13 protein-coding genes are annotated in these 13,771 nt (G+C 55.9%); 4 read left to right on the forward strand and 9 right to left on the reverse strand.

Translation table 11 applies throughout. The features are described 5' to 3' along the window. Positions 1-100: 100 nt before the first annotated feature. Entirely contained in the window at positions 101-1,516 is a 1,416-nt protein-coding gene (locus tag B4V04_RS00360) for an ATP-binding protein (RefSeq protein WP_094530486.1), read from the reverse strand. A gap of 368 nt (positions 1,517-1,884) precedes the next feature. Between B4V04_RS00360 and B4V04_RS00365 the strand changes: the two genes are divergently transcribed. The 3 genes from B4V04_RS00365 (at position 1,885) to B4V04_RS00375 (ending at position 5,073) form a co-directional block, all read left to right on the forward strand. Beyond that, positions 1,885-2,661 (forward strand): ABC transporter ATP-binding protein, encoded by a 777-nt coding sequence (locus B4V04_RS00365; RefSeq protein WP_095638137.1) that lies wholly within the window; start codon positions 1,885-1,887, stop codon positions 2,659-2,661. Further along, on the forward strand, positions 2,658-4,268 hold the full coding sequence (locus B4V04_RS00370) for a hypothetical protein (RefSeq protein WP_095638138.1): 1,611 nt from the start codon (positions 2,658-2,660) through the stop codon (positions 4,266-4,268). Before B4V04_RS00365 ends, B4V04_RS00370 begins: the two co-directional genes overlap by 4 nt. Before the next feature lie 106 nt (positions 4,269-4,374). Beyond that, positions 4,375-5,073: a transcriptional regulator gene (locus B4V04_RS00375; protein WP_233139247.1), complete on the forward strand. Its 699-nt coding sequence runs from the start codon at positions 4,375-4,377 to the stop codon at positions 5,071-5,073. Positions 5,074-5,173: 100 nt separating this feature from the next. Here the strand turns inward: B4V04_RS00375 and B4V04_RS00380 are convergent, their stop codons facing one another. From B4V04_RS00380 to B4V04_RS00410, 7 genes are all read right to left on the reverse strand, one after another. Then, positions 5,174-5,611 carry a DUF7970 domain-containing protein gene (locus B4V04_RS00380; RefSeq protein ID WP_233139248.1) on the reverse strand — a complete coding sequence of 146 codons (438 nt, stop codon included), beginning with the start codon at positions 5,609-5,611 and terminating at the stop codon, positions 5,174-5,176. Beyond that, the gene (locus B4V04_RS00385; protein ID WP_094530479.1) at positions 5,611-6,444 is read right to left on the reverse strand and encodes a ParA family protein; all 834 of its coding nucleotides are present in this window, start codon (positions 6,442-6,444) and stop codon (positions 5,611-5,613) included. Before B4V04_RS00385 ends, B4V04_RS00380 begins: the two co-directional genes overlap by 1 nt. A 239-nt stretch (positions 6,445-6,683) precedes the next feature. Continuing rightward, positions 6,684-6,968 (reverse strand): AbrB/MazE/SpoVT family DNA-binding domain-containing protein, encoded by a 285-nt coding sequence (locus B4V04_RS00390; RefSeq protein ID WP_080510128.1) that lies wholly within the window; start codon positions 6,966-6,968, stop codon positions 6,684-6,686. Between the two features lie 123 nt (positions 6,969-7,091). After that, positions 7,092-8,456 carry a restriction endonuclease gene (locus tag B4V04_RS00395; protein ID WP_095638139.1) on the reverse strand — a complete coding sequence of 455 codons (1,365 nt, stop codon included), beginning with the start codon at positions 8,454-8,456 and terminating at the stop codon, positions 7,092-7,094. 67 nt (positions 8,457-8,523) lie between these two features. Beyond that, on the reverse strand, positions 8,524-9,150 hold the full coding sequence (locus tag B4V04_RS00400) for a DUF7437 domain-containing protein (RefSeq protein WP_498228404.1): 627 nt from the start codon (positions 9,148-9,150) through the stop codon (positions 8,524-8,526). 70 nt (positions 9,151-9,220) lie between these two features. Continuing rightward, entirely contained in the window at positions 9,221-9,907 is a 687-nt protein-coding gene (locus B4V04_RS00405) for a nucleotidyltransferase domain-containing protein (RefSeq protein WP_094530473.1), read from the reverse strand. A gap of 121 nt (positions 9,908-10,028) precedes the next feature. Next, positions 10,029-10,949, reverse strand: coding sequence for a MarR family transcriptional regulator (locus B4V04_RS00410; protein WP_095638140.1), 921 nt, complete (start codon positions 10,947-10,949; stop codon positions 10,029-10,031). Positions 10,950-11,084: 135 nt separating this feature from the next. Between B4V04_RS00410 and B4V04_RS00415 the strand changes: the two genes are divergently transcribed. Continuing rightward, positions 11,085-11,408, forward strand: a complete 324-nt coding sequence (locus tag B4V04_RS00415; RefSeq protein WP_095638141.1) for a DUF6788 family protein — start codon at positions 11,085-11,087, stop codon at positions 11,406-11,408. A gap of 286 nt (positions 11,409-11,694) precedes the next feature. On the opposite strand, the gene B4V04_RS00420 is transcribed toward B4V04_RS00415, so the two are convergent. Beyond that, entirely contained in the window at positions 11,695-13,041 is a 1,347-nt protein-coding gene (locus B4V04_RS00420) for an orc1/cdc6 family replication initiation protein (protein WP_095638142.1), read from the reverse strand. Positions 13,042-13,771: the final 730 nt, after the last annotated feature.

Genomic DNA, 13,771 nt, shown 5'->3' on the forward strand with positions numbered 1-13,771 from the left:
AATTGTTCCCTAGGATTTCAACGGAGCTAATATCAGTTGTTAGTGTCACCCAAGTTTGTGAGTACAAGATATTATCAAGTAATGGATCTATAAGAGAATATCAAGGATCGACTCTACTCTCGAGAACAGCAACAATGTCGGACAGATCGAAGAGACGGAGATCGTCTCGTTCGTCTGCAGCTTCCTCGACGGATCGGTTGAACCCAGAGCGGCTGAACAAGGCGAATTCATACGTCGGCTCGCCACCACCGGTGGGTGTCCAGTCGATATGGGAGACATCGTCTTCGAGATCCGCGAGCACGTCATAGCCGAGGGGGGTGTTGGTGAATTTCGCTTCGCCAGCGATCAGCGTTGACTCGTCGGTTGGGGCGACAACGTCTATCTCCCGGCTCTTGTACCACCACTGGCTTGGCACCTGTGTGAGCTGGTAGTCTGTATAGAGCGCCGGCACCGCCTGGTGACAGAGCGATTCGAACGTTTCGCTGACAAAGTCGGGCAGTTCCGGCTCGATGAGATCCGCGTAGGCGTTCTCGCCGTAGAGTTCGTACTGACCTCCGCGGCCGTAGAGATACCGGAAGTAAAACCGGAATACGGGATCTCGAATTTGGTACCGAGTCCGCTTGCTGCGCGCCGGGTCAGCAAGCGCCGGATGATGTTTTTCGATGATCTGGAGCGTTTCCAGCCGGTCGAAGTAGTACGACGTGTTGGTGCTCTCGATGCCGGCTCCTTGGGCGATTTCGTTTCGACTGTGGTTCCCGCTGGCCATCGACTCCAGAAGCGAAAAATACGTGTTTACCTCGGTCAGTTCCATCTGGAGGACTGTTTCGGGCTCGTCGTGGAGTGGGCCATCGGGATCGCACAGCAGCCGCGTGATGTTCTCCCCGAAGCTCTGTGCTGGATCGAGCGGGCTGAGATATCGGGGTGTACCGCCGAAGACGCCATAGACGAACACCCGTTCTTCGGGAGTGTACGTCGGCACAAACTCTTGGATAGAGCGAAACGGGAGCTGGGTGAGTTCGAGGCGGCCATTCGGTGTCTGGGATACCCGACCGTAGAGTGGCGCACCGCCATCGAGGACGTGGGTATGAATCATGCCGATCGCAGAGCCTGTGAGTACGAGTGTTGCCTGGCTCTCGTCGACAGCGGTGTCCCACAGGTGCTGAATGATCGACGGGAGCCCCTCGTTCGATTCGATAAGGTACGGAAATTCGTCGATGACGATAATGGCGTCTCTATCGACGAGGTACGCTAAGAGTGGTTCCCACTCCTCTTTGACAGCCGTAATGTCCGGATAGGTTGTCGCTGCGGCCTCGACGAACCGCCTGAGCTGTGTCGTCGCAGTTCCTTGGACTGCCTGATAGTACACGGCATCGTCGCGGTCAGCAATCGATTGACGGATGAGTTCGCTCTTGCCGATCTGACGACGGCCATAGACAATTGCGAGTTCTGCAGCGCCACTCTCATAGAGAGTCTGTAACCGATCGAGTTCATCGATGCGATTGACAAACTGGTTCATACTTCCTATCGTTGTGGGAGATACATATATGCTCTGAAGTTAGAAATTAGACTATAATAGTTTGAACTATAATATTTCGAACTCTAATACGGTGGGGGAATCATCCGATCTCACTGGCTGTAGGGGCTGTTCACGCCGAACGGCCTAGGCAGAGAGATAACTGTTACAACTTGTTGCTCGGGGGAAAACCGATATTGAAGAAGTCGTGAACGCTTCGTGTCGTTCGCAACTTAACAGAGTTCGGCGGAGCGATCACGCCGCCTATTCGCGTCGCTATCTACCCATGCGGCATCACCCCCGATACGTGTGACCGGAAGATGATTCCGAAACGCATAGACGACTGGTTCGGAAAATGACATCCGTTACGTATGCCCTCCACCCACGACGAATCCGCCATTCTGGCGACCGATCTCCGGAAGAGCTACGGCTCAGAAGTCGCTCTCGACAGTCTCACGCTCGACATCCAGCACGGGAGCGTCTACGGCTTTCTCGGCCCGAACGGTGCGGGGAAGACGACGACGATGCGTCTCCTTACCGGTCTCAGCGATCCGGACAGCGGATTGGTACGCGTCTGTGGCGTCAGCCCGAGCGACCGGCGTGCGATCGCCGGTCGGGTCGGCTATCTCCCTGAGACGCCGCCGCTGTACGACGAGTTCAGCGCCCGCGAACAGCTCGAATACGTCGCCGATCTTCGCGACATTTCGCGGTCCGTTGCCCGCGAGCGCATCGGCGAGTACCTCGACCAATTCGGGTTAGCCGGTGACGCGGACAGGCGGATCGACGGGTATTCGAAGGGAATGAAACAGAAGACCGCGTTCATACAGAGTGTCCTGCACGAACCGGACGTCCTGTATTTAGACGAACCGACATCGGGGCTTGACCCCCGAGCGGCGCGCACCATCCGAGAATCGATTACCGCGTTCGCCGACGCAGGAACCACGGTGTTCCTCTCAACACACATTCTTCCGGTGGTCGAAGCCGTCGCTGACGAGGTCGGGGTGTTGTTTGACGGGAGACTCGTCACCGAGGGGACGCCTACCGAAGTACAGGCCCGTGCGGAGACTGGCGAGAGTGGATCCCTGGAAGACGCGTTCCTCGCCGTCACCAGCGAACCCGAAACGGGCGCGGCCTCTCGGAGAGAATGAGCCTCCGACAGGACGTTCGCCACGGGCTCCGAATCGGGCGGGCGGAGTTCGTCCGAAGCCTCCGTGGGTACCTCGGAAACCCCCGTCGAGTCCTCGGACTCCTGATCACGGCGCTGTTCTTCGGCGGCGCGCTCCTGTTCGCGCTGCCGACGGCGTATGTGCTTGGGCAAACCGCGCGCTCCGTGACGGCGGTCCCGTTCTTCGCGCCCGCTGCGACGCTCGTTCCTCTCGGTCTCCTGTCGATATCGGTGTTTCGGACCCTCGAACGACTCGGACACATCGACGGTGCGGATTTCGTCCTGCTGGCGGTTCACCCGCGAGCAGTCGTTATCGGGCTCATCACAGCGGAGATGGGACGGCTCTCCCTGTGGTTCGGGATCCCGGTCGGAGCAGTGGTTGTCACGTTCGCACTCGGAATGGGCTCGCCGCTGCTCGTCGCTTCGGCCGGGGCGGTCGCGCTGCCACTCGTCTGCTGTGCCGCCGTCTGGGGGTACGCCGGAGGAATTGCTGTGTTGCGACTCCTGCGGCAACTCCCCAGCCTTCGCCGTCTCCTGAAGGCGGTCGGTATCCTCGCGATGGTCGGACTCGTTGTTGCATCGCAGTTCGCTGGGCAGTTCATCGTCGAATCCGACCTCTCAGTGCAGCGGCTGTTGTCGACAGTAGCGTTCGATCCCCTCGTGGAATACGTTGCGCTCGCGTTCGTCGGAACACCGGTCTCCAGACCGACCTCCCTAGGGGCGGTGGCGGTGCTCGGGGCGTTAATCGCTCTCACGCCGGTAGGTCTCGCCGTCTCGACCAGGCAGGTTTCTACGCTCTGGTTTACCGATCAGGTCGGCAACAACGCGTCGACGCAGGTGCGGCAATCGAGCGGCGGATTCTCTGCCCCACGACCGTTCGCATGGACTAAACCCGGTCGTATCGCGTGGGGAATTCTCGTGCGCGGTCGCCGTGATCCGGCGGAGTTGAGTCATCTCCTGATTGCCGTCTTTTTTATCGCACCGTTCGGGACGATGTTTCTCGAGTTTTCGGGCGACGCCATCGGACCCCTCATCACTGGGGGCGGCGTCGTTCTCGCGACATACCTCTCAGGCGCTACCTTCGGGTTGAACCCGCTCGGTGACGAGCGGCCGCAACTACCGTTCCTCCTTCTCACTGAGACATCATCCGCGGCTCTCGTCCGTGGACGGCTCCTCGCCGGCGTTGCGATTGGAGTGCCGGTCGCCGTTCTCAGCTCGTTCGTCTCGATCCTTTTCGGGATAACGGTGCTTCAGGCGGTGGCGACCGCCGCCGTCGGAGTTGTGATGTGTCTCGCTGCGGCGATGTTCGCGGTCGGAATCGGCTCGGCGTACCCGATCTACGAGGAGCGCGAGTTCTGGGGGACGGAAACGGTCGTCCCGTCGACGCTCGTCATGATGGTGTACCTGTTTGTCGTGGGTGGCGGAACGGTTCTCGGGCTGTTCGTGACGTGGTTCGCAGTCACCGGAAACGTCGTGTTGACGCCTGTATTCGGCGTGCTCTTCGGTACGTATCTGCTGTTGACGAGCGGCGTTTCGTATGGTTCCTACCGCTATGCGCTCCGGCGGCACCGACGCTATACGCTGGCGTGATCACGCCGTTTCAGATGGGCTGTCCGGCGAGCACACGTTCGCCGTTAAGTCGACCTCATTGCCATGGCAAACGTTCATAGTTTCTAGTTTCGTAACTCTATACAAGATGAGCTACGATACAGAACATGTGCGAAACGCGGGGGACACACCGAGGACGATCACCGGGATCTCTACGTTCACAGAATTACTCCAGAACCCGTCCCTCGCGAGTCTCTATACATCGATTCGGCGGTCTACGGCTGCCACGGGGCCTGAACTCATTGAAACAACGACCGTCTCGAAGAAAACGGTGTACGACTATCTCCATAAACTGGAACAGGCGGGCCTGATCAGCAAGGTTAACGACGATGGCGGGACCGCCGTATACACCGCTGAAGAGTTCGAACTGACATTGACGGTCCGCGAGACGGAAGTCTCGATTACGCCCGAACTTATCGAAGTGATCGCACAGAAAAACGAGTATCCAGCGATCGAGCGGGTTCTCGAAGACCACGGCATCGTCACGTTCGCACTCGCATACGATCTCGTGAAAGCACACAGTGAGGGGAATGTCACAATCCGGCAGATCGCGAGCCTCACAGACCTTTCGGCTGGAACTGCGTATGATCTCGTCGAAGCCCTCTATTCGATTCTCAATCTCGGTGACGACGAGTCGAGCCCGACGACGTACCCCGCTGATATCCAGCAAACAGGTGAAAACTCCACGAGCGACGCACACTCCGAAGCAAGGCAGGACAGTAGTGCCACCGAAGAGCCGGCCCCCGAGGACTGGATCGAGAGTACTGACGACACCGAGCAGGACTAACGACTCGGGATGACCCGACAGAAGGCAGGAAATTAACTTATCGCCCTCCACTTAGGAAGAGCTCGTGAACGTTTCGTAGCGTTCGCAACTCAACAGAGGACTATTCGATATCGTAGCCCCACTCTCGAAGTACGTCGGCGACCTCGTCTAGATGGTCCATTCCGACGAGATACGCCGCCTCTCGGGCGTCAGTGAGTTCGACATCGTCTCCGAGTTGTTCCTCAAGCGCAGGCCGGAGCTCCCGACGTTCCCTCTTCACCGTGTGTTCCGTATAGTGGATCGTCTTGTGGTCCCGATCGTCTTTCACTCCATCGCGACGGTGGATCCACGGTAGCCGGGAAGATTCGTCAGCAGGATGGTCAGGGATGCCTGGTAGCGTCGTCGACGTCGGATCAGGTTCTGGCGTTGTTGATTGCTCATCGAACGGATCACCAGCATCTGTGTCCGTATCCGCGACGTCGTCGACAGGATCATCGTCGGCATCGTCGTCCTCGGCGAACGGATCATCGCCGCTGCCAGATTTCATGCCGTTCGGCATTAGGCACTCACCTCCTCAAGATGGCTGGCGAGTTCGTGTAACTGCTCGAGCGTCTCCATTTCATGATCGCGTTTCCGAGATCGATACTCATTGACGTACGCGAATGCTGTCGTCTGCTTGTCCCAGCAGCCTTCGAACAGCGACGATCGCTCACCAATTGCGACTGGCGCGTCGTACCCCAACTCGCGGATACGCGTCAGGTAGTGTTGTTGGTCCGTCGTCCGTCCAACGCCGTTCGGCACAACCGCGAGGACACCAACGGTGACACCCACCGTCTCTTCGAAGCCCTGAACGACATCTTGTAGCCCCTCTATCGATTGCATCCCTTTCCCTGTCGGTTCCAGCGGGATCACCAGCGAACGGGTTGCGCCAATGGCGTTGTAGAGATGGGGGCCAGCGGTTGCCGGCGGATCGACGACGATCGTATCGTACTTCTCGGGGATATCCGCGTTGAGGAGTACCTGTCGCAGCTGATCGTGGCGCTCGAACTCTTCACCGAGGTCTTCCGCCATTGAGGCAGCGCGAGTAAGGAGATCGGCGAGATTTTCTAGCATATTGTGGCTTGGAACAAGGTCGAATCCAAATGGCGTTTCAAGGATGAGGTCCTCGAATGCGCCCTTTGGTCGGTCGATGAGGTGGCGCGCAATGTTGTCTGCGTTACTGTCATCTCGTGGAGCGTCAACGCCGAGTAAGTACGTTAACGAGCCGTTCTGTGGGTCAAGATCGATTACGAGAACATCGCGATCGTGCTGGCCGTGCGCGTCGGCGAGATTCGACGCGAGCGTCGTCTTCCCGACGCCGCCGGCTTCGCTGTATGTCGTGTACGTGAGCATGTTTTACCTGTTAGACCCATTCGTCATAAATTTGCGTCAGACAAATCAGTTAGTATGGTTAGTTGTACTAGAAAGTACAACTAGTTAGTTTGATTAGTAAGGCCAACGAGTAAGACAGAACAGAAAATACAATAAGGACGTCTAGCAAGAAACACGGAATTTCCCTGTCGATCGGCATCCTGTAACTATCGCGGTGCGCTCCTATCTACCCCGACACAGAACAGATACGGGCCAGTACCTCAACCATTACTGGGATTGTCTGCTCCTTGTTGAACGGCATCTCTATGCTTTTGAGCGATTGGGTTAGATCCTTCAGTAGGTGGGTTCGTTTCTTCTTGGTTCGAGGATGCGCTCTCAACGAGGTGTTCCATCCGGTCGAGAATTTCGGCAGGATTGTCCTTAGGCCTAACAATCGCTCTTCCGTCTTCTTCGCGGACCTCAACCTCTGTACCCGGAGTAATATTAAGACATTCGCGTATCTCCTGTGGGAGAACGATTCGTCCCTTGGAATCGACCTTAGTCATGTTCACACATGTGTTGAGATATACTATAATCATCTGGGTTAAGACGCTGATTCTAGCCTCATTACAGAAACCGTGTGGCCACCACAGATACAGCACTGTCACAGCTCAAAACAGAACAGAGAATTAAATGATGCCAGTAACCACGAGGAGACCGACAATGAGCAGCAACGTCGCGACCACGCTCCCCCCGGCCAGCCACTTGTTCTCGATCACCTTTTGGTGAAGCGGCATCTCGGCGTACTCCTCGCGGAACGCCTCGAGATTCTCCTCGTCGTAGAAGTACTTCGTCTTCAGCGCGAACCGTTCCGTCACCGCACAGCCTATACAGACCGGCTCGCACTCAAGTCGTTCAGTCTTAATATGGTTGTCACAGGCGATAGCCCCACAGTTCGGGCAGTAGGTGTACGTCTCGTCGACGCCGCTCGTCTCGCAGTGGACGCACCGGCGAATCCCGTCCTCTGTAGTGACCCGTGAAGGGCCAGCAGCATAGTATTCGTACGGATACGAATACTCCAGAATTTCTGTCGTCTGCTGAATCTCAGGTAGATACACCGACTCAATCGATCGCACTGAGATATCCGAGAGATTCGGCTCACACGTCTTGTTGTACGTGACGTTGTTGTCGCCGGTGTAGGTCACCGTCGTCGTGTGGTGCTGCTGGAGCCGCTCGACGGCCCACTCCTTGTACTCGGTCTGGGTCTGTCCGAAGCGGCGCTCCTCGACGTCATCGAACATCTCCCCAAACTGTTCGGAGTCGAGTTCGATCCTCGTATGGAAGTTCTCGGTGACCAGTGCCGCAACATCTTCGTCGACGACCAGAGGGTGGCCGCGTTCAGCGTGAACCACGAACTGCGTCCGATCGTTGATCCGGTGGATGGCGCCGACGGACGTCTCGAAGACAGCGTTCGTGTCGGCGGTAACCGCGACCACCGGTCGGAACGTCACCGCCGAATGCGGTGTCGGAAGGTCGGCGGCCTCGATGTTCTCGATATCCCGGAACGCTTCCTGGACGGGGGCGTCGACGTCAGCTGCCGGGTCGTAGGGACGGAGGGTCTCGTCGCAGAGAATCTCGATGCGACCGTTGTAGAGGTCGAGGCCGATCTCGTCGGCGATCTCCCGGAGGTCCTCGCCATCAAGCAGCTCGATTGGGTGTGGATCGTCGTTCTGCTGGAGACGGTCGGCGTACTCCTGGGCGGGACTCGTGAACCGACCCGTCGTAACGACCATGCCCCGCTTCGGGCCATCGAAGTCGAACGTCGCGATCCCCGAGTGGAGCTTCTGGACGACCGGTCGCCCAACCGTCCCCGTGTGTTTACACTCGACGACGATCGCGCGCCGCGTGCCGTCGACGACCTCCTCCATGATGACATCCCGCCCCTCGTCGGCTGTCTTCTCAGCCTGCCGGACGTTCTCGTAGCCGAGGTTGCGGAAGACATCCTCTATGACATCCTCGAACTCGAATCCCGAGAGCTCGTCTAGAACAGCCATTCGAGAGATACGGGTACTATTTTTCGATGCCCCAATTCGTTTGCGTCGACTGCTGTGATGGACTCAGTCACGACTCGGTATTCTGACGAGGTACTGCCGCGTCATGGTCGCTCTCGAATCCGATGTCATCCGAAATTTCCGGGAAAATCACGTCGAAGTAGGGATCATATTCGTGCCCAACTGCGAGCACGGGCTTCAGCGCGAGGACAATACTGATCGCTTCCCCAGATGGGATACCAAGTGGATCAGCAGCCATTCGCTGGGTGATCTGACCAGCATAATGGAGTCCAGCCTGTCGGATAGCAGCAGCGAGTTTGCCAACACCGTGTCGCTCAACGAAGTATGAGACATCTTCGTCGACTTCTTGGAGTGCAACAGCATGGAGGATCGTCGGCGTCACAACAATCCCGTCAGTTGTGATTCGAACCGGATCTGCGGTCACTTCCACCGGTCGATCTCCCGCCAGAGAGACAATTCCGAGGGCCTCAAGCGTTTCTACGTGATCGTAGACCGTGGTCTTTGGGATATCCAGTGCCGCCTTGATCTCTGGGCGGGTGACCGGCCCGTAATAGCAGGTGTACACATAGACACGCGCCAGTTCTGGATGATCCAATAACCGCCCGACGGTTGCGAGGTGATTGATCCCCGTTTCGAGATCATGTGGGGGTGTCTCCGTGACGGGGTGGGGAGTCATACTCGTTAGTACGAAATCTTTGAACTTTAAATTAGCTCTAGTGAACGAGTTCGCCCAGAGAGCCTCCGGATCACCTATCTCCGTGAAGAATCATACTACGGACGGTGTCAAATTCATCTGTTTGATAGACTGCGATGCCATCGTGAAGAATTTCTTGGAGCTCCTCAGCGTACGTCGGGATTCCTTGGAGAGCCTCAACATCAATATCGAACGCATATCGATCCCCGCCAAACGTGTCTTCCTCAAGTGACTGCCTGATGTGGTTCGCCTGTCGTTGGTTGCTCGCCCGGTCTTCACGAACCAACACCCAGATATCAATATCGCTGCGACGGTCAGCCTCACCGCGAGCAACGCTTCCATACAGAACGACAGCGAGCACGTCATCAAGTTTAGTATGGAGTTGGTCGGTCGCATCCTGTACCGGCGCGTGAAACTCCGACTGGGGAATTCCGAGGAATGGATCGTCTGGGATAGTGAGCCGGTCACGGTTGATCTGGACAAGTCGGCGGGGTCCGTCGTGTTCTTCGATAACGAGATCGTTCTTGGAGAGTGTATTAACCGTCTTGGTGATCGTCGGTCGCGTGTAGCCAATTGCGTCAGCAAGGTCTGTCATCGAAAACGACTCATCGTGATGTCGAGTTAAAAAGAGAAGAATATCTGCTGTCGCATCGCCACTGAGTAAACGGTCGTCTTGGAGTGGTAGATCGATGGATATCTGGATACCGTCAGCAAGAGTACCGTTCGTATCTGTTTTCATTGTAAACTAATTCTAGGCGTTACTATTTGAACCTAATTGCTAAATGAGTTCTCACTAATTGTGAGTGGTGTGGCGTCCAGGACAAGAAATGCCTCTGAGTCCATATAAAATCAAAAATTTGTTACAGGTCAATTTCGTATTCGGCCGCCAGCTTCTGGAACTCGTCCCACTTGTGGAGACGATCGTCTGTAACATCGCCGTGCGTCTCGAGGTAGCGCAGCAAGGTGTTGATTTGGTCTTCGAGGTCATACTTCGCAGCTTGTGTTCGGAGGTCGTCCTCGTCGACGTCGAGGTGTCTGAGCAGGAGGAGACAGTACGAACGGTAACGGCTGCCGTCGTCGATCAGTAGCGTGTGACAGCAGAGCTCCGCTGGAGAGAGGGCGTCGGGTTCCTCGGAGTAGAAGTAGTAGCGATGGCTGGTGAGCAGGAACTGGAGGTCGAACGCGGCGAATCGAGCGAGGCCGGTTTCGTGGAATCCGTCTGCGTCGATCTCCGTCTCGGTTTGAGCGAGAAATTCGTCGTAGTCTTCCCAGAGAATCGTGCCCTTCGAGGCGACGGCTTTGAGGCGTTGGCGATGGAGATGATGGGTGAGTTCACTGGCGAACTTGTGGAGGCGGTCGAAGTCGGCGTTGAAGTCATAGCGGCCGTCTTCCGTCCCGACGAGGCCGCGGTCACGAAACCGCTTCAGGACACGATTGACCGTATTACGGTAGTTGTCGCTCCGGTCGGCGATCTCGGCGACGGTTCGCGGTTGGTCAAGATAGTAGAGCACCTCAAGTGCCTTCCCGGTCAACAGCTCGGGGAAGTCGATATGGGAGTACTGGCGGACGAGGTCCTGGTAGAGTTCGACGGCGCGAGCAGCTGACGGGACGACTCGTTTTCGCCGGCCGTCGCGTTCCGTGTAGACGAGCCTCTTCTCGACGAGGTCGCCGACGGCACGAGAGAGGTAGCTCTCGCTGTGGTCGAGCTTCGTCGCGAGCTCGGAGATCGTGTCGCCGCGGTCGACCGTGGCGAGAACCTCGAGTTCGATACGCCGGAGCATATTGTAACATAGTACGAAACTTATATATAAAAAGTTTCGAGTAGTGTTACGTCCAGCAAGCACGGATCGTCTCCATCGTCTTAACCAACAAAACTATTGATTCGTGGGTCGTGTTGGTTAACACGAGAGTAGCCGATGTCCTACGAACCACCGACCCCACCGGCAAACCTTCCGACGGAGATTGTCAACACGCTCAACGAGTCGGACCCGGAGCAGCTCCGAGACATCGCGACGTACGCTGAAGCGCTCGCCCAGCACAAGGAACGAGAGGCCCGTCTCGAGGAGTCGGCAGATCAAGAAGAGGTGGAAGATCGACCAGACGATCTCCCGGACGAAATTCCCACCAAAGCGACGATCACGATCAAGAATATCAACGAGAATCGCTACTACTACTGGCAGTGGCGGGATGGAGACCAAGTCAAATCCAAGTATAAGTCTCCAGTCAATCCTGACGAGTAGAACGGACGGCTAGCCCGATCTTGAGCTCAACACACCCCGTGTGCGAAATGAAATCCCCAGAGAGATCTAGTTGGCACCCCCCGTGTGCGAAATGATTCTACCCTCTACCGAAGCAGACCCCGTGTGAGAGATGAATCAGTTGACGAGTCGAGTGGGGACACCCCGTGTGCGAAATGAAATTGAGAGTACGGTTGTCAGACATATTTAGAACATATAACAATTCTTCCGGTAGAATCACACCCCGTGTGCGAAATGAATCAAATAGCAGCGACTGTGTCGCTCCGAGTTACTTTCCTTCAAAGAAATCATCTATCTGGGCGTTGACAACTGACTTGATAAGATCACCTTCATTATCTGCTTCCTCGATCCGTATATCAGCTCGAAGGGTTTCAGCAACCACGCCAGGGTCGTCAACGAACGTGTACTCTTTGTGAACACCACTCCCGTAGCCGCGTCCTCGCTTTTCTGATGTGACAAAGTTGTATGTCTCCGCCTCACTCATATAGCGGAGATAGGAATCGCGTGATTTTGTATCGGCGTCAAGTAAATCAGTAAGATACTGATACACACGGTATGCAACTGTGCTGGGAACAGCGTTCAGGTTGCGTTGTGAGTAGACGGGGACAATCGCAGTAGCGTAAAGCGAGAGCTTCTTTTGGGTCGACAGTCCCTGCATCTGAGTCAACGTCCGATCGCGTTCCGCTTCTTTCTGGGCATCGCGAACGTGTCCTTCATGGACCGTATCTCCACCCTCCCGGTCCGCAATCTCGCCTGCTTTCCGGAATAGATCGATCGCTTTCCGAGCGTCGCCGTGGTCCTGTGCCGCAAACGCTGAGCTAAGTGGAATAATTCCGTCTTCAAGAACATCGTCCCGATACGCATCACGACGCCGTCTTAGAATGGATTGTAGTTGGTCCGCATCATAGTCTGAGAAGACGACGTCTTGCGGATTGAACGAGCTCTCAGCCCGGCCGTCAAGGTTCTCCATGAACCGGGGATCGTTTGTGAGCGCAGCAACGGACACGTGTCCCTCGATTTGGCCGAGTTGTGATGCCCGTGAGAGCTGATAAAGCAGCTTTGAGTATGCTGGTTCGTCGTTCGGGTCCCGCTGTCGTCCCACGAGGAGGTCTACCTCATCCAAGATGATAATGACCGAGTCGAAATTGTTACTCAGGATCTCATAGAATCGGTTGAGTTTCTGGTCTGTCGAGACGCCACTTTGTGGAACACCGACTTCGACATCGGCTTCATTAGCGGCGTTTTCTACAAGACGATAAACGGCCCTATCGTGTGATTTAATCGTCTGACAGTTGATCTTGATGACCCCAAAACGGTCGTCTTGGGCGTTCGCGAGTTCAAGAACCTGCTGACAGACCGCATTGATGATGAGTGACTTCCCCGTCCCCGATGGCCCGTAGAGAAGCATATTGGGCGGGCGGTTCCCTTGTAATGCCGGTCGGAGATAGGTGATGATGTCGTCCAGCTGGTCATCACGACCGACGATTCGGTCCTCGTCGATGACGGCATCCGGGTCAAGAAGACCCTTATCTCGAAAAACCGAGTTCTGAACGCCCTCCTGGAGACGACCTTTGATAGATTGTGAGAGGGACTGTTGATCGTCGCCGTCAGCCATATTTGCGCAGTTAGGTCGAAACTATAAATAAATATGGGTACCGTGTGCGAGATTAAATTTGCTGAATTCTACCGATACAGACGGTTTCGAGAGGGGTAGACGAAGTAATACCGTAACCACGGGCGAAATCAATTAATCGTAGTGACCCCCCGTGTGCGATATGAAATGTCGATCAGGCCATCGAACAACTGTCGATGTCGAGGCGAGACAGAAGATCTCGGCGGAGGTACTCCCCGTGTGCAAGATGAAACGCTGGACGTATTCTCGACCAGATTTGCCGAAATACTTCTTGAATATCCCGAGTGGAGTCTGATCTCGTCGATAAGCCACCCCCACACCCCGTGTGCGATATGAATTTGACGAGAAGGTGGGCACGGACGAACCATCCGAAGATGTCGGGATTCGGTGAGAGAACCCACGAGAAGACGTTAAACCGACAGAGACGTCCAGCTCACGAAGGAGTAAAGCCGCGGACAAGTTCGGTTATATCACGAAACATACTGTTTCGTTTCAACCGATCTTAGCCCCATTGCGGCTATGGTTGACAGAGTGGCTATGTAAAGGTTTCCAAAATATAGCCTATCTTGATATCGCTGTCCTTGAGACCTCTTCCCCGTAATATCGCGAATTTTCGATGTTTCGTGGTCTCTCTCCTCGACCACCCCTCCCACCATCTTCGCGATTTCATATCGCACACGGGGTGTGGGGGTTCGACCTCATAGGGACCGTA

The sequence above is a fragment of the Halorubrum sp. B52 genome, assembly GCF_059752555.1.

Bases quoted from the DNA above. Each gene is read 5' to 3' on its own strand.
- B4V04_RS00360 (WP_094530486.1), bottom strand. From the start codon at position 1,516: ATGAACCAGTTTGTCAATCGCATCGATGAACTCGATCGGTTACAGACT.
- B4V04_RS00365 (WP_095638137.1), top strand. From the start codon at position 1,885: ATGCCCTCCACCCACGACGAATCCGCCATTCTGGCGACCGATCTCCGG.
- B4V04_RS00370 (WP_095638138.1), top strand. From the start codon at position 2,658: ATGAGCCTCCGACAGGACGTTCGCCACGGGCTCCGAATCGGGCGGGCG.
- B4V04_RS00375 (WP_233139247.1), top strand. From the start codon at position 4,375: ATGAGCTACGATACAGAACATGTGCGAAACGCGGGGGACACACCGAGG.
- B4V04_RS00380 (WP_233139248.1), bottom strand. From the start codon at position 5,611: ATGCCGAACGGCATGAAATCTGGCAGCGGCGATGATCCGTTCGCCGAG.
- B4V04_RS00385 (WP_094530479.1), bottom strand. From the start codon at position 6,444: ATGCTCACGTACACGACATACAGCGAAGCCGGCGGCGTCGGGAAGACG.
- B4V04_RS00390 (WP_080510128.1), bottom strand. From the start codon at position 6,968: ATGACTAAGGTCGATTCCAAGGGACGAATCGTTCTCCCACAGGAGATA.
- B4V04_RS00395 (WP_095638139.1), bottom strand. From the start codon at position 8,456: ATGGCTGTTCTAGACGAGCTCTCGGGATTCGAGTTCGAGGATGTCATA.
- B4V04_RS00400 (WP_498228404.1), bottom strand. From the start codon at position 9,150: ATGACTCCCCACCCCGTCACGGAGACACCCCCACATGATCTCGAAACG.
- B4V04_RS00405 (WP_094530473.1), bottom strand. From the start codon at position 9,907: ATGAAAACAGATACGAACGGTACTCTTGCTGACGGTATCCAGATATCC.
- B4V04_RS00410 (WP_095638140.1), bottom strand. From the start codon at position 10,949: ATGCTCCGGCGTATCGAACTCGAGGTTCTCGCCACGGTCGACCGCGGC.
- B4V04_RS00415 (WP_095638141.1), top strand. From the start codon at position 11,085: ATGTCCTACGAACCACCGACCCCACCGGCAAACCTTCCGACGGAGATT.
- B4V04_RS00420 (WP_095638142.1), bottom strand. From the start codon at position 13,041: ATGGCTGACGGCGACGATCAACAGTCCCTCTCACAATCTATCAAAGGT.